The organism is Veillonella sp. AF13-2, assembly GCF_003603295.1.
GTDB lineage: Bacteria > Bacillota > Negativicutes > Veillonellales > Veillonellaceae > Veillonella > Veillonella parvula_E.
Genome location: NZ_QTMT01000001.1, coordinates 593,615 through 610,287, shown reverse-complemented (window position 1 = coordinate 610,287; position 16,673 = coordinate 593,615). Strand labels below are relative to the sequence as shown.

Annotated in this window: 16 protein-coding genes and 5 tRNA genes; 20 read left to right on the top strand and 1 reads right to left on the bottom strand. The window is 36.9% G+C overall.

Annotated elements, in window-relative coordinates; genetic code table 11:
* Positions 1–3: 3 nt before the first annotated feature.
* From trkA to DWV85_RS02850, 9 genes are all read left to right on the top strand, one after another.
* Positions 4–1,344, top strand: a complete 1,341-nt coding sequence (gene trkA, locus DWV85_RS02890; RefSeq protein ID WP_008600796.1) for a Trk system potassium transporter TrkA — start codon at positions 4–6, stop codon at positions 1,342–1,344.
* A gap of 12 nt (positions 1,345–1,356) precedes the next feature.
* Positions 1,357–2,844, top strand: a complete 1,488-nt coding sequence (locus DWV85_RS02885; protein WP_123137975.1) for a TrkH family potassium uptake protein — start codon at positions 1,357–1,359, stop codon at positions 2,842–2,844.
* Positions 2,845–2,859: 15 nt separating this feature from the next.
* Positions 2,860–3,456 (top strand): MBL fold metallo-hydrolase, encoded by a 597-nt coding sequence (locus tag DWV85_RS02880; RefSeq protein WP_101928228.1) that lies wholly within the window; start codon positions 2,860–2,862, stop codon positions 3,454–3,456.
* Between the two features lie 50 nt (positions 3,457–3,506).
* Positions 3,507–3,582: transfer RNA gene (locus DWV85_RS02875), tRNA-Asp, on the top strand.
* Positions 3,583–3,587: 5 nt separating this feature from the next.
* Positions 3,588–3,663: transfer RNA gene (locus DWV85_RS02870), tRNA-Phe, on the top strand.
* Positions 3,664–3,670: 7 nt separating this feature from the next.
* Positions 3,671–3,745 (top strand) — tRNA-Gly (locus DWV85_RS02865).
* Positions 3,746–3,754: 9 nt separating this feature from the next.
* Positions 3,755–3,829: transfer RNA gene (locus DWV85_RS02860), tRNA-Cys, on the top strand.
* Between the two features lie 14 nt (positions 3,830–3,843).
* A tRNA-Leu gene (locus DWV85_RS02855) sits at positions 3,844–3,932 on the top strand.
* A 106-nt stretch (positions 3,933–4,038) separates the two neighbouring features.
* Positions 4,039–4,494, top strand: coding sequence for a DUF523 domain-containing protein (locus DWV85_RS02850; RefSeq protein ID WP_004697220.1), 456 nt, complete (start codon positions 4,039–4,041; stop codon positions 4,492–4,494).
* A 94-nt stretch (positions 4,495–4,588) separates the two neighbouring features.
* Here the strand turns inward: DWV85_RS02850 and DWV85_RS02845 are convergent, their stop codons facing one another.
* Complete coding sequence (locus DWV85_RS02845) at positions 4,589–6,421, bottom strand: phosphoethanolamine transferase (RefSeq protein ID WP_004693202.1); 1,833 nt, start codon at positions 6,419–6,421, stop codon at positions 4,589–4,591.
* Positions 6,422–6,590: 169 nt separating this feature from the next.
* Between DWV85_RS02845 and DWV85_RS02840 the strand changes: the two genes are divergently transcribed.
* The 11 genes from DWV85_RS02840 (at position 6,591) to rsmD (ending at position 16,671) form a co-directional block, all read left to right on the top strand.
* Complete coding sequence (locus tag DWV85_RS02840; protein WP_123137974.1) at positions 6,591–7,316, top strand: segregation/condensation protein A; 726 nt, start codon at positions 6,591–6,593, stop codon at positions 7,314–7,316.
* Between the two features lie 12 nt (positions 7,317–7,328).
* Positions 7,329–7,838 (top strand): SMC-Scp complex subunit ScpB, encoded by a 510-nt coding sequence (gene scpB, locus DWV85_RS02835; RefSeq protein WP_004693207.1) that lies wholly within the window; start codon positions 7,329–7,331, stop codon positions 7,836–7,838.
* A gap of 1 nt (position 7,839) precedes the next feature.
* Positions 7,840–8,568, top strand: coding sequence for a pseudouridine synthase (locus DWV85_RS02830; protein ID WP_004693208.1), 729 nt, complete (start codon positions 7,840–7,842; stop codon positions 8,566–8,568).
* Positions 8,565–9,812: an NAD(P)/FAD-dependent oxidoreductase gene (locus DWV85_RS02825; RefSeq protein WP_123137973.1), complete on the top strand. Its 1,248-nt coding sequence runs from the start codon at positions 8,565–8,567 to the stop codon at positions 9,810–9,812. The genes DWV85_RS02830 and DWV85_RS02825 overlap by 4 nt, the downstream gene beginning before the upstream one ends.
* Before the next feature lie 8 nt (positions 9,813–9,820).
* Complete coding sequence (cmk, locus tag DWV85_RS02820) at positions 9,821–10,504, top strand: (d)CMP kinase (RefSeq protein WP_004693214.1); 684 nt, start codon at positions 9,821–9,823, stop codon at positions 10,502–10,504.
* Positions 10,497–11,117 carry a lysophospholipid acyltransferase family protein gene (locus tag DWV85_RS02815; RefSeq protein ID WP_004693215.1) on the top strand — a complete coding sequence of 207 codons (621 nt, stop codon included), beginning with the start codon at positions 10,497–10,499 and terminating at the stop codon, positions 11,115–11,117. Before cmk ends, DWV85_RS02815 begins: the two co-directional genes overlap by 8 nt.
* Positions 11,108–13,006: a bifunctional 4-hydroxy-3-methylbut-2-enyl diphosphate reductase/30S ribosomal protein S1 gene (locus DWV85_RS02810; RefSeq protein ID WP_123137972.1), complete on the top strand. Its 1,899-nt coding sequence runs from the start codon at positions 11,108–11,110 to the stop codon at positions 13,004–13,006. Before DWV85_RS02815 ends, DWV85_RS02810 begins: the two co-directional genes overlap by 10 nt.
* Before the next feature lie 113 nt (positions 13,007–13,119).
* Positions 13,120–14,454, top strand: coding sequence for a ribosome biogenesis GTPase Der (gene der / locus DWV85_RS02805; RefSeq protein WP_008600817.1), 1,335 nt, complete (start codon positions 13,120–13,122; stop codon positions 14,452–14,454).
* The gene (gene plsY, locus DWV85_RS02800; protein WP_123137971.1) at positions 14,454–15,050 is read left to right on the top strand and encodes a glycerol-3-phosphate 1-O-acyltransferase PlsY; all 597 of its coding nucleotides are present in this window, start codon (positions 14,454–14,456) and stop codon (positions 15,048–15,050) included. Before der ends, plsY begins: the two co-directional genes overlap by 1 nt.
* A 3-nt stretch (positions 15,051–15,053) precedes the next feature.
* Positions 15,054–16,052 carry an NAD(P)H-dependent glycerol-3-phosphate dehydrogenase gene (locus DWV85_RS02795; RefSeq protein ID WP_004693223.1) on the top strand — a complete coding sequence of 333 codons (999 nt, stop codon included), beginning with the start codon at positions 15,054–15,056 and terminating at the stop codon, positions 16,050–16,052.
* Between the two features lie 67 nt (positions 16,053–16,119).
* A complete protein-coding gene (gene rsmD, locus DWV85_RS02790; protein ID WP_004693225.1) occupies positions 16,120–16,671 on the top strand; it encodes a 16S rRNA (guanine(966)-N(2))-methyltransferase RsmD in 552 nt (183 codons plus the stop codon).
* The last annotated feature ends 2 nt before the right edge of the window (positions 16,672–16,673 follow it).

Here is a 16,673-nt window from a genome sequence, read left to right as displayed (position 1 = left end):
ACGATGAAAATTGTCATTGTAGGCGCTGGTAAGGTTGGTTATTCATTAGCACAACGTCTTATTCAAGACGATCATGATGTATATGTTATCGATCGCTCACCAGAACGCATTCATAATCTTGAAAATACATTAGATGTTAGCCTAGTTTTAGGAAATGGCAGTGATGTTCAATTATTGAATGAAATCGATATGTCTGATGTTGGTATGTTTATTGCTGTTACTGATTCAGATGAGGTTAATATGCTATCCTGTTCGGTAGCTAAAATAAAAGGTGTGCCTACAACTATTGCACGTGTTCGTGATAATAGTGTGGCGGAACATATGGATGAGGAGATACGAGCTCAATTAGGTGTTGATCTTTTCATCAATCCTGAAATGGTTACAGCTCAAGAGTTACTACAAATTTTAGAAACACCATCAGCTATAGATGTTGAGGAGTTCGGTCAAGGTGCTGTGCGCCTTATGGAATTCAAATTGAATAATGAATTTCCTCTATTAGAACAGCCACTAAAAGAAATTCGCTTTCCTGAAGGTGTTCTATTAGTTGGTATTTTGCGCTATGGTGAAATGATTATTCCGCATGGTGAAAGTCGCTTACAGGCTGATGATAGTGTATTTTTCCTAGGTTTGAAAGAGTCCGTTTCTGAAGTGGAGAAACTTTGGTTCCATAATTATAATACATTCTATAAAAGGGCTGTAATCATTGGGGCAGGTCTCTTAGGTCGTAACTTAACTGTATTATTAGAAAAAGCTGGTTTTTCTGTGAAGGTTATTGAAAAAGACTTTGACCGTTGTGAGAAACTGGCAAATCAAGTGGATAAAGCCATGGTTATCAATGGGGATGGTACTGATTTTGATTTGCTCGAAGCTGAGGAAATTGCTGATAGCGATGTAATTATTGCTCTAACAGATGATGATAAACTTAATTTACTTGTAGCACTTGTAGGGAAGCATATGGGCATCCCAAAAACCGTTGTTCGTGTGGGACGGCCAGAATATATTATGCTGATGGAGCAAGTAGGTATTGATGTAGTATTTTCTCCACGTTTATTAACTGCAAGTCAAATTTTGCGCTTTGTACGAAGTGGAGAAGGGGTTGTATCTATTTCCACCTTTGAAGGTGGTAAAGCCGAATCTATCGAAATTGAAATTACCAATGAATCACCTGTAGCAGGTAAACAATTGAAAGATATTCGTTTACCTGGGAAGGCCTTAGTAGGTGTAATTTTACGGGAAAATGAAGCTATCGTACCTCGTGGTAATACTCAAATTTTAGATGGTGATCATATCGTTCTCTTTACATTACCTGAATCGGTAAGCAAATTGCTTAAATATCTTACTTAGTAAGGAGGGGCTATGCGAATTCAAATCGTTATGTCCTTAGTGGGTCGACTACTCTATATATTTGGGATTTTTACTTTAATCCCTTTTATATACAGTGTTGTATTTGAAACTGCATATTGGTCATTCCTTATAACCACAAGCCTTTCTTTAGTTTTGGGGACGCTTTTATCTTATTACGGTTGTGAAAGTCAAAGCTTTAGTATTCGTGATGGGTTCTTAGTTGTATCCTCTACTTGGATATTCACGGTTATTTTGGGGGCTTTACCTTTTTTGGGGAGTGGCATATTGACTAATGTTTTTGATGCTTTATTTGAAGCCACTTCGGGTATTACTGCAACTGGTGCAACTATTATTTATAGTGTTGATACGTTACCAAACACATTTGTATTGTGGCGTGGCCTTATGCACTGGGTTGGAGGGATGGGGATCATCGTCCTTATCTTATCATTTTTAAAGAATTTAGGAGCAGATGCAGCACATTTCTTTAATGCAGAGGCATCTGTACCAAAGCCTGGTGTTGTAATGCCGCGTATTCAATCAATGGCTACAAAGCTTTGGCAGTTGTATATTGCCTTTACTGCTCTTTGCTTTCTTATGCTGTGGGCTGGAGGCATTGAACCTTTTGATGCGTTAAACTATGCCTTTTCTATTATTGCCACGGGTGGATTTGCACCGACATCAGCAGGGGCTTTTATCTATGAACAAAGTAATTATATTTGTTTAGTATTTATATTCTTTATGTTTCTTGCTGGTGGCAATTTCTCTGTGTATTACAATGCACTTCAAAAAGGAATTCACGTTTTAATTAATGATTTTGAAACACGTATGTACTGGCTTGTAGTGTTTATTGGTATTGCCATTGTATCAATATCTCTAGCATTACAATCTAGCTATTCTAGTCCTTTAGAGATTGTTAGAAATGCTGCCTTTAATTTAGTTTCGCTTCAAACTGGTAGTGGTTTTGCTATTAGTGATTATGATTTGTGGCCTGCTGCAGCACAGATGATGTTATTTATTTGTACATTTTTTGGTGGTTGTAGTGGTTCTACAACGGGCGGTGTAAAAATTATACGACTTATTATTTTGATTAAGAGTTCTATAATTTATTTGCGAAAATCAATTCATCCTGATATGGTTCAAGTAGTACGTATTAATGGCAAACCGATGCCTACTAAATGGATCCAGATGACACATCAATTTTTATTTTTATATTTAATGATTTATGTGGTATCTGTTTTTCTAATGACTTGTACTGGTCTTAATACATATGATTCTATGCAAGTGGTCACGGCCTTTCTTAGCAATGTAGGACTAGGGTTTGGTGGCTTTGGTCCTACTGATTCCTTTAATGTTATGCCGGATACTGCTAAATGTATTGCTATTGTAGACATGTTACTAGGTCGTTTGGAGTTATTTACGATTTTAGTTATGCTTCACCCTCAGTTTTGGGAAGGGTATTTTATTAAAAAAGAGGTTCCTAAACGATATCGTATTCTATAGGAGGGCGGGAACTATATGGAAGTTATAAAACGTCCTCTAGGGCTTTATAAAGCAAATTGTTATGTGCTTATCAAAGAGGGAAAATCTATAATCATTGATCCGGGTTTTCATTGTAACCACATTATTGATATGGTTGCAGATTCTCAACCCATAGCAGTTTTATTGACACATGGTCATTGTGATCATGTGTCAGCCTTGGATGAAGTGTGTACACATTATAATATTCCCGCTTATTTACATCCTTTAGATCAAGAATTGTTACAGTTAATTCGACGGAGACCAAGTGTATATAAGAAAAAAATGTATACACATTGTAATGATTTAGTAGAGGGGCAATTACAGTTAGATCCTTTTAATATAATAGTTCATCATACACCTGGGCATAGTGCTGGATCGGTTTGTTTAGAAATTGAAGGCCATCTATTTACTGGTGATACTTTATTTAAACAAAATGTGGGAAATACAGATAATTATAACAGTAATCCAGCTGATTTGATTAAGAGTTTGAATCATCTTTTAACTTTGTCTAAGGAGTTAATTGTTGAGCCTGGACATAGGGAATCTACTATATTAAAACATGAGGAAGAATTTATTAAAAATATTGTAGTATAGTGTTGACAAAAGTCCTGATAACCGATATACTAAGCAAGTACTTTGGTTACGGCCCCGTGGTGTAGCGGTTAACATGTCGCCCTGTCACGGCGAAGATCGTCAGTTCAAATCTGATCGGGGTCGCCATTTATGCCTCGGTAGCTCAGTTGGTAGAGCAACGGACTGAAAATCCGTGTGTCGACAGTTCGATTCTGTCCTGAGGCACCATTTATATGCGGGAATAGCTCAGCGGTAGAGCACCGCCTTGCCAAGGCGGGGGTCGCGAGTTCGAATCTCGTTTCCCGCTCCAATTTTATATGGCGGCATAGCCAAGCGGTAAGGCAGAGGTCTGCAAAACCTTTATTCCCCAGTTCGATTCTGGGTGCCGCCTCCACAATCGTTACCCATGCCGGGGTGGCGGAACAGGCAGACGCAACGGACTTAAAATCCGTCGGTTGGAAACAACCGTACCGGTTCGATTCCGGTCCTCGGCACCAATTAAGACTAACTTTGGGTTAGTCTTTTTTCTTATATACAATTAAAACGATTTGTGAAAATTATTACTATAAGTTACGTATAAATATATAAGAGATAGATAAATCTATGAATAAGAAACCTAAGTTATTGATTAGTGAATGCCTATTTGGTGTACCCTGTCGATATGATGGCAAAGACAATTATATAGAAACGATAGAGGCTCTAAAGGAATATTATGAATTAGTACCAGTATGTCCGGAAGTGTTAGGGGGACTTAGTACGCCTCGTGATCCTGCGGAGCGTCAAGGTAAACGTATATGTACTGTTAATGGAGCTGATGTTACAGATGAGTTTGTAAGAGGTGCTCAATTAACAGTTGATATTGCACTAAAATATGGTTGCAAGCAAGCTTTGATGAAGGCGAAAAGTCCTAGCTGTGGATATAAGTGCATTTATGATGGAACTTTTACTAGAACATTGAAAAATGGTCATGGATGTACTGTAGAGGCTCTATTAGAAAAGAATATAAGAATTTATACGGAAAATGATATAGAGCTTTTGCTTGCAGAAAAAAAGAGATGAGTTAAACTCATCTCTTTTTGGTTATATTAAGTTGTTTTACTATTAAAATAACTTAATACAATAGAAAAATAATGGCTACAATATCAATTAAAGACTACTTGTTTGCATTAACAGGATCATTTGCTAATGGTTGTTCACCAAGTAATGTAGTTAAGTTATGTAGATTAAATCGATATTGAGCATTACTAAAATCTCGTGTTGCATCATATCGTTGACTTGGAGCATGCATGAGACCAACTAATGTATCGTATAGCAAATCATTAGTAAAGAATTGATGCTCGTGTTTTGCAAGTACCTCAGCAGTCTGTGGATAGGTTGAGCGATATTGTGGAGATAGGTATACCCAGAATGGAATATGTGTCATAACAAAATCAAATGTATCAGGGTTATGCGATTTGTCTAAACTTTCACCGTGATCGGAGAAATACACCATGGCTTGTAAGTTTAATTTGTCTTTGCCATAATTGTAAATTTGTTGTAATAACCAGTCTGTGTATAATTGGCTGTTAGCATATGCTTCTTGACCATCAGGATACGGACCTTGCTTCCACTTGCTAAATTCATGAGGGTAACGGTCATTGTAATAAATATGACTACCCATAATATGTATAACGATAAAGTTGTTTTTGGTAGGATCTACAGTTTCTAATAATGGCAATAGAGCTTCATCATATCGATCTGAGAATGCATAAGATTCATGGGCCCATTTTGTTGTGTCTGCAGTCTTAGCCATTAATGAAATAGCTGTATCATATTCACCGAATACACCTTGATTGCTAAACCAAGAAGTCGTGTATCCCGCTTTTTTAGCAATATCTAAGATATTGGCTGAATCAAGAAATGGTTTATCATCATATTGATTTCGTTCAGATAGTGCACGCTCCAAGGTTGGTACTGTTTGTACGTACGATGAATAGGCATTATCAAAGAAGACAAAGTCTTTATTGTCCGAACGCATATTGCCTTGCCATGGAGTATCGTCATATGGGAAGTTTGGATTATATACTTTCATATAATCTCGAGAACTAGATTCGCCAATGACTAGAATAATAGTACCAGGTGTTTTGTTCACCGCTGTTTCCTTTGTGTCTAAATTAAAGGAATCAAATACTAAGTGGTGATTATCATTATATTGTTGCATTTGTTTTACATAATCGCCTGCAGCAATCCAGTTCGCCACAATACAGGTTTGTGGGAACAAGAAGAATGGTACATATACTAAAAAAGCTACAAGGGATGCGATAAGCATAGCTGAGCGCATAGGACGTGTAGTATTTAAGTTTACTACTGCTTTCATACCTAAGTTAGACCAGTACAATAAATAAGTCCATAAGATAAGACCAATACTTATTGCTATAAGACCAGGTATTCCAGCTGCATTCTTTAAAAAACCAAATGCTTCTTCTGGATTGGTCATATATACGGCGAGCAGACTGGCTGGCGTTAAGCAATGCCAGGTAGTCATGTAATAGCCGATCTGTAAGAATGGTATTAAGCTTAAAATCATGGAAATAATAGCCATGATCAAGGACGTTGTCTTATGGAAGCGATTTGTTTGGTTCAGTAAAAACTGAATGCCTGATAATCCCATGAAAATTAATAAGCCAAATAAAAAATCATTAGCAAATTCATAGAAGTATAATGGCTTCACATAGGACCAATGGAATAAAAGAGGAAAGGTAAGTGCCCATAAGATTCCGACTAGGCCATACCCTAAAAAAGGCCTGTGGAAAACGGTACACCCCATAAAATATTGAAATAAAAAGGTACCTACAATTGTTGGTACAGCTAAAATCGTAATATCCTCTACATCAAGCCCTAAGGTTATGGGCTCATAAATTAAAAATAAGATGATATATAAAACAATACCTATAATACCAAAGCGAAAAATTGGATTTCGCCCAATTTGCCTCACACTCGATGACATAATAAATCCTCTCTAAAAGGAATACACAATAACGTATCTTTTTTTAATATAAAATAATTACAATAATAAAGATAGCAGATGAGTGTAAAAAAAACAATTATTTGAAAGTACTACTATAAATGCTTTATAATTATATAGTTAAAAACATTTTTTCTGAGGATTGGGTTTTATGGGAGATTATAACTACAAGTTGGACGTTTTTGAAGGTCCCCTTGATCTGCTCTTGCATCTCATTGAAAAACATAAAATAGAAATTACCGATATTCCTATCGTTGAAATAACGAGTCAATACTTGGCATATCTAGACAATTGGAACCATTTTGATATTCATTATAGTAGTGAATTTCTTGTTATGGCATCTACCTTATTACAGATTAAATCACGCATGTTATTACCTAAGGCTGAACCTGAGCCCGATGAAGTAGAGGATCCACGTGACGAGTTGGTAGCAAAATTAGTAGAATTTAAGAAAATTAAGGATATTACATCTCTATTAATGGAGCGTACCGCTGTATCTGCGAATATATTTAGTCGTCCTGAAGAAACGAGTGTGCTTGGATTAGATAGTGTATATAATTTGGAACTTTCACAGTTATATCAAATTTTTTATCAAACTATAAAACGGGCTAAAGAGTTACCAGAAGAAGAGACAATTCGTGAGGTAAAGGTTGAAAAGGATACGTATAGTTTAGAGGACATGATTATATCCTTGTCTAGTCGTATACATCGTGGCGAATGTCTATATTTTAGGGAGTTATTAGTAGCAATTGAAACGAAAAGTGGTATGGTAACTATCTTTATGGCTGTTTTAGAATTATTAAAACAACAAGTTATGGAAATGCGCTATGAAGATGATGATATTATATTCACTGCTACCTTAGAGAGGGCCGTGTAGAAAGGGGGCCATATGAGCTTACCAACGATGCATTTAGAAGCCGTTTTGTTTTCATCGGCAAAGCCTATATCGATAGATATGTTAGCAGAAGTGTTTGGGCTTTCCACAGAGGCGACACAAAAATATATAGAAGAATTACAACGAGAACTAGAAGAACAGAATCGAGGTATTCGAATACGTATATCTGGAGCTGGTGTTGAATTAGTAAGCGCTGTTGAATGTGCTGATTATGTTGGGCATATTCGTAAAAGAGAAGATAAATTATCTAATGCGGCTATGGAAACATTAGCTGTTATCGCCTATAAGCAGCCTATTACAAAGGCTGAAATCGAAGAGGTGCGCGGTGTAAATAGCGATAAAATTATAAAACAATTATTAACTCGATCTCTTATAGCTGAATTAGGTCATAAGGATACTGTAGGTAGACCGATTCTATATGGCACGACTGATGAATTTTTGAGAAGTGCTGGTGTAGAATCGATAGAAGCCTTACATCAAGAAGTTTCGGAAACAGAAGGATAGCATGGAACGATTACAAAAATATATTGCCAGTTGTGGTATTGCATCACGGCGTAAGGCAGAAGAACTAATTACAGAAGGTAAAGTACAGGTCAATGGTCGCAAGGTAACCGAATTAGGGGTCAAAATTAATCCACAAAAAGATAAGGTTAAGGTTAATGGCCAATTATTGGCTCAAGAGAAACCAGTATATTATTTGTTAAATAAACCAAAGGGTGTCATTACATCTGTGTCTGACCCTCAAGGTCGAGAAACAGTTTTAGATTATATAAAAAATGAAACGAAAAGAATTTACCCTATTGGTCGTCTCGATTTATATACAGAAGGTTTGTTACTGCTTACGAATGATGGAGAGTTGGCACAAAATCTAACACATCCATCTAAAGGCATTGAAAAGACTTATGAAGTTCGTATCAAAGGTCGTGTTCGCGATGATGATTTACAAATTATTGCAAATGGTGTAGAGCTTGAAGATGGTATAACTGCACCTGCAACAATTGTAGATTTAGGTTTTGATGATCATAATGGTGTACATGAAGTAGAAATTACAATTCATGAAGGTCGTAATCGTCAAGTTCGTCGTATGTTTGAACACTTTGGCTATCGTATTCATAATTTAAAACGTATTGCGTATGCTGGTCTTACTTTAGGTGGTGTGAAACGAGGCGCTTCTCGTCAACTAACAATTCGTGAAGTAAAAGCGCTAAAAGCATTGGGGACAGATAAGGCATGAAGCAAATCATAGTCATTGGCGGTGGTGCGGCAGGTCTAATGGCAGCTGTTATAGCAGGCCGTGAAGGAGCACGCGTCATCTTATTGGAAAAAATGAATATGGTTGGCAAGAAAATGGGCATTACCGGTAAAGGTCGCTGTAATATTACGAATAGTGCAGATATGACCGAATTTATAAAAAATACGCCTGGTAATGGTAAGTTCTTGTACGGTGCCTATGAACGCTTTAGTAATGAAGATCTTCTGGACCTTTTGCATAGTTGGGGGTTAAAAACTAAAGTAGAACGTGGGGGACGAGTGTTTCCTGAATCCGATTCTGCATTAGAAGTTCGCAATATCTTTATGAAAATCCTAAAAAAGTATAATGTTCAAGTTCATTTAAATGAACCTGTTACATCGATTACTGTACAGGAAAATCGTGTAGTTGGTGTTACAACGGATAAGGAACAATATGCTTGTGATGCTGCTATTATTTGTACTGGTGGTGCATCTTATCCATTGACAGGCTCTACTGGTGATGGTTACGTTTTAGCCGAAAAAGTGGGACATACTATTACTGATATTCGTCCATCCTTGGTTCCTATCGTTACAAACGAAACGTGGGTAAAGGAAATTATGGGGCTTAGTCTTCGTAATGTTGAGGTTTCCGTAATTTCTAAAAGTAAGGTACAAGCAAAACAATTTGGGGAAATGATGTTTACTCATTTTGGTCTTACGGGGTCTACAATTTTATCATTAAGTCACACGGTAGGTAAGTTGCTTCGTAAGAAAAATCCTCAAATTACCATTGAAATTAATCTTAAACCTGCTTTAACTACAGAAGTATTGGATAAGCGCTTGCAAAAGGATTTTGATTTATATTCTAAAAAACAATTGTCTAATGGGATGAAGGATTTACTACCTGTAAATCTTATTCCCATTGTTATAAAGCTTGCTGAGTTAAATCCGGCTAAACCAATTAATCAAATTACAAAGGAAGAGCGTTTGCGCTTATGCCATGTATTGCAACATATGACAGTAACTGTTAAGGAATTACGACCTGTAGCGGAAGCTATTGTTACAGCAGGTGGTATTTCATTAAAAGAATTTAATCCTAAAACTATGGAGTCTAAATTGATTAGTGGTTTATATGGTGCTGGTGAAGTACTAGACATAGATGCTTTTACAGGAGGCTATAATTTACAAGCTGCCTTTTCCACAGGCTATGTGGCGGCCATGCATGCCGTACACGGTGATGAAGAATAGAGGTTATTATGAACACTAAAAAAATTGCCATTGCTATTGATGGTCCTGCTGGGGCTGGTAAAAGTAGCATTTCTAAAGTAGTGGCCAATGAGTTAGGGTATTTATATATCGATACAGGTTCCATGTATCGCGGTGTTACATGGGCAGTTCTTGATAGTCAAATTGATGTTAAGGATCAAGCTGCTGTAGAAGCTTTATTACCTTCTTTAAATTTGACTTTAGAGCCTACTGCAACAGCATGCAAGGTCTATATTAAAGGAAAAGATGTTACATCATTAATTCGCCAGCAGCAAATTAATGATAATGTATCGACTATAGCTTCTTATAAAGGGGTTCGACAATATTTGGTAGAACGCCAACAAGAGATGGCCGCCGTTGGGGGAGTTATATTAGATGGACGTGATATCGGTTCTGTCGTATTACCTAATGCAGAGCTAAAAATTTATTTAACCGCTTCTGTAGATGCGCGTGCAAAACGTAGATGGTTAGAAGTACAAGGTACATCAAACGAGCAAACACTAGACGAAATTAAAAAGAATGTTGTTAGTCGTGATGAAATGGATAAAAATCGTGAAGAGTCTCCACTTGTATGCGTTGAAGATGCAGTAGTTGTAGACTCTAGTAATATGAATTTCGATGAAACTGTGGCATATATATTGAATTTAGTACAGGAGACAATCAATCATGAATAAATTTTCTACCTGGTTATGGCGTACCGCTTTTTGGCTTCGCTATAAGGTAGGGTATGGGTTGAAAGTATATGGTCGCGATAATTTTCCAATGGAAGGGCCTGTTATCGTTGTGCCTAATCATTTAAGTAATAACGATCCCCCTATCTGTGGCTATGCTTTGCCTAGACATGTACACTTTATGGCTAAACAAGAATTATTTGTGAATCCCATTTCACGTTTTTTTTGTACATGGCTTGGTGCATTTCCGTTAAATCGCGGTGCTATTGATAAAGTTGCTATTCGTCATGCCATGGGACTACTTAAAGACAATAAGGTTTTAGGCATATTTGCAGAAGGAAACCGTCAAAAAAGTGGTAAACTTGGTAAATTCCATGATGGTGCAGCATCAATTGCTCTTAGAACAGGTGTTAGCATAGTGCCTGTTGCTATCATTGGCTCTCACAATATGGAACGTAATAAAGTGGCTTGTATTATTGGTAAACCAATCCCAGTTGAAAAAGCTAAAGCGACTCCAGAAGCAATTCAAAAAGTAAATGATAGTGTTAAAAGTGAAATCCAACGAATGATAGATTCTTATCATAATAATTGTATAGAGGAGACTTTATGGAAATAATTTTGGCTGAAAACCATGGTTTTTGCTATGGTGTAAAACGGGCTGTCGAAATGGCAAATGAAGCTGCAAATAGCGATGGTAAAAGCTATACATTAGGACCTATTATTCACAATCCTCAAGTTGTAGGTCGTCTTGAAGATAAAGGGGTAAGCCCTGTTCAAGAAGTGTCTGATATCGCTGAAGGCACAATGATTATTCGCTCTCATGGTGTAGGCCCTGCTATTTATGAAGAGGCAGAAGAAAAAGGATTACATGTTGTGGATGCCACATGTCCACATGTAAAAAAAGCACAGCAAGATGCAAAGTCTGTTATAGATGATGGTATGACTTTGGTGATTTTGGGAGAAAAAAACCATCCTGAGGTCAAAAGCATTAATTTATGGGCAAATAACGAAGGAATAATCATCGAAGATGAAGAATCCGCCCAAAAACTACAAGTTGTGGAAAAAATGGGCGTTGTTGTACAAACAACCTTTTCACAATTCAAATTTAACAGTATAATAGACATATTAGAGAAAAAATCTAAGAATCTTAAGGTTTTCAAAACGATATGCAATGCAACGCAAGAACGACAGAATTCTGCCGTTGATTTAGCACGTAATGTAGATCTTATGATAGTGATAGGCGGTAAGAACAGCGGCAACACAAACCGATTGGCAGAGGTTTGTCGTGACGTTGGATGTACAACGTATCACATTGAAACTTCTACTGAATTACAACTGGAATGGTTTAACCGAGTACAGACGGTAGGAGTAACAGCAGGAGCATCGACTCCCGACTGGATTATTAAGGAGGTCATTGAGACAATGAAAGATTTTGCAGAATTATTAGCAGCCGAAGGTCAAGAAGAATTTAAGAAAGGGAACGTTGTAGAAGGTACAGTAGTTCAAGTCGAAGATGAACGAGCTTATGTATCTTTTGGCTACAAAACTGAAGCCATTTTGAACAGAACTGAAATTTCTTATCCAGCACCAGAATCTGCCAAAGATGTGTTAAAAAATGGTGATGAAATTAAAGCAGTTATCATGAATCACATCAAAGAAGATAATCCTATTTATCTTTCCATGACTCGCTTGGCTAAAGATGAAGATTGGCAATATGTTATCGAAGCACAAGAAAAAGATGAAGCTATCGTATGTAAAGGTATTGATGCTATCCCAGCAGGTTTAGTAGTAACAGTTAAATCCCTTCGTGGTTTCATTCCATTGTCCCAAGGTGATGTTCATTTCGTGAAATCCTTGGACAACTTGGTTGGTACAGAATTTGAAGCTAAAGTACTTGAAATCGATGAAAAGAAAAACCGTTTGGTTCTTTCCCGTCGTGCAGTATTGGAAGTGGAACGTCAAGCTAAATTAGCTGAAGCATTGAAAAATATCAACGTTGGCGAAAACTATAAAGGTATCGTTCGTAAAATTATGCCTTATGGTGCATTCGTAGATATCGGCGGTATTGAAGGTTTACTTCACATTTCCGATATTTCTTGGCAAAAAATCAAAAAAGTGGAAGATGTTCTTTCCGTTGGCCAAGAAATCGAAGTTAAATTACAATCTTTCGACGCTGAAAGCAATAAATTATCCTTGTCCTTAAAAGCTTTATCTAAGAGCCCATGGGACGTTGCTGAAGAAACATTGCATGTTGGCGATGTTATTAACGGCAAAGTTGTTCGTTTAGTAGCTTACGGTGCATTCGTAGCTGTTAATGACGACATCCAAGGTTTACTTCACATTTCTCAAATTACAAAACAACGTAATGCGAAAGTTGAAGATTACTTGAATCGTGGTCAAGAAGTTGAAGTTAAAATCATTTCTCTTAACAAAGATGAAAAGAAATTGGGTTTGGCTTTGACTGAGTTGATGGAATCAAAAGAAACTGCAGAAGACGCTGAATAATTCATTGTCTAATATAAGGCTAACCAAGGTTTCCTTGGTTAGCCTTTTTGCGTACTTTACTTAGTATATGATAAAATATAGTAATGTATTAGATTAGATAATGAGGTGAAACTATGGCAAAACCATTAGTGGCTGTTGTAGGCCGTCCAAATGTAGGTAAATCTACACTTTTTAATGCCATTGTTAATAAACGTATCTCTATCGTTGAAGATATTCCTGGTGTGACAAGGGACCGTATTTACTTCGATGCAGAGTGGTTAAATCGTGAGTTTACAATGATCGATACTGGTGGTATCGAGTTCATTACTGACAATAGTCATGTTATTCCTAAGATGATGCGACTACAAGCGGAATTAGCAATTGAAGAAGCAGATGTAATTCTATTTGTCGTTGATGGTAAACAAGGTATTGTACCTGCTGATGAAGAGGTCGCAAATATTCTTAGAGCTAGTGGAAAACCTGTTGTACTCGTAGTTAATAAGATTGATAGTGTAAATCAAGAACCGAATATTTATGAATTTTACAATCTTGGTTTGGGGGACCCCATTGGTATTTCCGCTAAAAATCTTATGAATTTAGGTGATCTATTGGATGATACTGTAAAACATTTTCCTCCAGTAGGTACTAATGTAGATGATGAAGATACTATTCATGTTGCTATTATAGGTCGTCCAAATGTGGGTAAATCTTCTTTGACTAACGCATTGTTAGGACAAGATCGTGTAATTGTATCTGATGTAGCAGGTACTACTCGAGACTCTATTGATACGTATTGGACTCATGAGAATCAAAAGTTTGTACTTATTGATACAGCAGGTATGCGTCGTAAGTCTAAAATCGAAGAAGCCGTTGAACGATATAGTATTGTTCGTTCTTTGCGATCAGTAGATCGTGCTGATATTGTAGTCCTTGTACTAGATGCTCAAGATGGTGTTACAGAACAAGATAAAAAAATTGCAGGTTACGCTTACGAAGCTGGCAAGGGTGTAGTAATTGTTGTAAATAAATGGGATCTTGTTGAAAAAGATGATAAAACTACATTGCGATTTACCGAAGATATTTATGATGAATTAGGTTTCTTGCAGTTTGCACCTATCCTGTTTGCTTCTGCTCTAACTAAGCAACGTATTCATCGTTTAGCTGATATGTTGAAGTTCGTATCTGAACAACAATACCGTCGTGTATCTACAGGGACGTTAAATCAATTATTACAAGATGCACAAACCGTAAATCCTGTGCCGTCTCGCAATGGTAGAATTCCAAAAATCTATTATATGACGCAAGCTAGTGTTAAGCCGCCTACATTCATTTTATTTGTAAATGAACCAGAGCTAATTCACTTCTCTTATATGCGTTTCTTAGAGAATCGATTGCGTGAATCCTTTGGTTTTGAAGGAACACCGATTCGTTTAGTATTACGTGGCAAGAAACGGGATGATGAAGACTAATGGATATTATGATTATTGTATATGCTGTATTATCATATCTTATCGGTTCGATTCCTAGTGGATTAATTATAGGTAAGTTTTTCTTTAATACAGATGTACGGCAATATGGCTCTAAAAATATTGGCGCTACTAATACATATCGTGTTATAGGTCTTAAAGCAGCCTTACCTGTATTTCTATGTGATGCTTTAAAAGGGGCAGCAGGAGTAGTGCTACTCTCACCCTATGGGCCTATGTTTATGATCTTAGGTGGTATTCTTGGAATGATGGGGCATAACTGGTCTGTTTTTCTGAGCTTTAAAGGTGGTCGTGGCGTTGCTACGGGTTTAGGTGTACTTATTGCTCTTTCACCAATAGTAGCATTGATTTGCTTTTTGGTATGGGGTGTTATCGTATACTTCACTAAACTTGTATCTTTAGGCTCTATCATTGCCGCTGCATTAGTACCAGTACTGATGTATTTCACTGGAGAATCCTTCTGGTTTGTTGGCTTTGGCGGATTAGCAGCTTTGTTTGTCATTGTACGTCACTGGGATAATATTAAGCGTCTACTTGCTGGAAATGAGTTAAAAGTAGAGCGCATTAAAAGGGATTAAAGAATGAATGTTGTTGTTATCGGCTCTGGTAGTTGGGGGACGGCCCTTGCTATTAAATCCGTTTTAGCTGGAAATACTACAACTATATATTGTCGTCGTCCAGAATTTGCAGATAAACTTGCAAAAGACTTAGAGAATAAAGACTATTTACCAGGTGTAAAACTTCCAGAAGAATTACAATATAGTTCTGATTTAGAGGCCTGTATTAGTAATGCCGAAGTGGTATTAATGGTTACTCCTTCTGTACATGTACGTACCAGTTTAGAGGCTATTAAACCGTATGCTCATAAAAATCAAGCCTATATTCTATGTTCAAAAGGTGTAGAACGAACCAGTGGCAAACTTTTGACGACTGTGATGAAAGAGGTTCTTGCTACCATAGGGTGTAATTTAGCGGTTTTGTCTGGACCTAATCATGCAGAAGAGGTTGGTCGCAACTTACCTGCTGCATCTGTGCTGAGTACTGAAAGCCTAGAGGTAGCTACAACATTACAAAAGGCATTATGTAGTCAAAATTTTAGGATTTATGCAAATACTGATATGATTGGTGTTGAACTAGCAGGAGCTACGAAAAACATCATTGCCCTTGCAGCTGGTATTGCAGATGGTTTAGCTTTAGGGGATAATTGTAAGGCTTTACTATTAACACGTGGTCTTCATGAGATGACTCGCTTTGGGGTGGCCTTAGGGGCCCAAAAAGAAACCTATGCTGGTCTTGCTGGTATGGGGGATTTGATTGCTACTTGTATGAGCCCACATGGTCGTAACCGTGCGGCTGGTCAAAAACTAGCCGAGGGTAAGACTATGGATTTTATTGTTAATCATACTAATATGGTTGTAGAAGGATTTTTCGCAACAGAAATTATTTATACAATGGCTTGTAAACATCAAATTGAAATGCCTATAACGAAGGCTTTATATGAGGTTTTATACGAAAAAAAATCTCCATCCATAGCATTAGCTGAGTTGATGGGGCGTGATATTAAAATTGAAGTATCATAAATAAAAGATACTTTTAATTTGGTTATTTATATACTATAATTAATGAGTATAATCTTGTGAGGGTTGTATGCGAATTATTGGCGGAACTGCTAAGGGACATGCTATAAAAGCACCTAAAGGATTAGATACTAGGCCTACACTTGATCGTGTTCGTGAAAGTGTATTTAATGTATTAGCCAATAAAGGTATATTTGGTTCTGATATACTAGATATATTTTCTGGCACTGGTGCAGTAGCAATTGAAGCCTTAAGTCGTGGTGCAGCACATGCAGTAGCAGTGGACTTTAAAACGGGAAAACTAATTTTAGAGAATGCTAAACATTGTCGTGTGGATGATCGGTTAGAAATTATTCCGAGGAAACTTTCACAATTAAAAAATTATATAGTAGGGCGACAGTTCGATTATATATTTTCTGACCCGCCATATGAAAATGGATTTATACAAGATACCATAGATTTGGTTGTGAACTATGATTTGTTAAAACCTGAAGGTGTTTTATTATTAGAACATCATAAGGATGAGGTTTTTACCTTACCAGAATCATGGGAATGTATAAAAGAACAGAAATTTGGTTATACGTTGGTTTCCTATTTTGTAAAGACAGCCGAAAGGAGCTAAAC

Bases quoted from the DNA above. Each gene is read 5' to 3' on its own strand.
- DWV85_RS02810 (WP_123137972.1), top strand. From the start codon at position 11,108: ATGGAAATAATTTTGGCTGAAAACCATGGTTTTTGCTATGGTGTAAAA.
- DWV85_RS02815 (WP_004693215.1), top strand. From the start codon at position 10,497: ATGAATAAATTTTCTACCTGGTTATGGCGTACCGCTTTTTGGCTTCGC.
- DWV85_RS02840 (WP_123137974.1), top strand. From the start codon at position 6,591: ATGGGAGATTATAACTACAAGTTGGACGTTTTTGAAGGTCCCCTTGAT.
- DWV85_RS02795 (WP_004693223.1), top strand. From the start codon at position 15,054: ATGAATGTTGTTGTTATCGGCTCTGGTAGTTGGGGGACGGCCCTTGCT.
- cmk (WP_004693214.1), top strand. From the start codon at position 9,821: ATGAACACTAAAAAAATTGCCATTGCTATTGATGGTCCTGCTGGGGCT.
- DWV85_RS02885 (WP_123137975.1), top strand. From the start codon at position 1,357: ATGCGAATTCAAATCGTTATGTCCTTAGTGGGTCGACTACTCTATATA.
- DWV85_RS02880 (WP_101928228.1), top strand. From the start codon at position 2,860: ATGGAAGTTATAAAACGTCCTCTAGGGCTTTATAAAGCAAATTGTTAT.
- DWV85_RS02825 (WP_123137973.1), top strand. From the start codon at position 8,565: ATGAAGCAAATCATAGTCATTGGCGGTGGTGCGGCAGGTCTAATGGCA.
- DWV85_RS02845 (WP_004693202.1), bottom strand. From the start codon at position 6,421: ATGTCATCGAGTGTGAGGCAAATTGGGCGAAATCCAATTTTTCGCTTT.
- der (WP_008600817.1), top strand. From the start codon at position 13,120: ATGGCAAAACCATTAGTGGCTGTTGTAGGCCGTCCAAATGTAGGTAAA.
- trkA (WP_008600796.1), top strand. From the start codon at position 4: ATGAAAATTGTCATTGTAGGCGCTGGTAAGGTTGGTTATTCATTAGCA.
- DWV85_RS02830 (WP_004693208.1), top strand. From the start codon at position 7,840: ATGGAACGATTACAAAAATATATTGCCAGTTGTGGTATTGCATCACGG.
- scpB (WP_004693207.1), top strand. From the start codon at position 7,329: ATGAGCTTACCAACGATGCATTTAGAAGCCGTTTTGTTTTCATCGGCA.
- plsY (WP_123137971.1), top strand. From the start codon at position 14,454: ATGGATATTATGATTATTGTATATGCTGTATTATCATATCTTATCGGT.
- DWV85_RS02850 (WP_004697220.1), top strand. From the start codon at position 4,039: ATGAATAAGAAACCTAAGTTATTGATTAGTGAATGCCTATTTGGTGTA.
- rsmD (WP_004693225.1), top strand. From the start codon at position 16,120: ATGCGAATTATTGGCGGAACTGCTAAGGGACATGCTATAAAAGCACCT.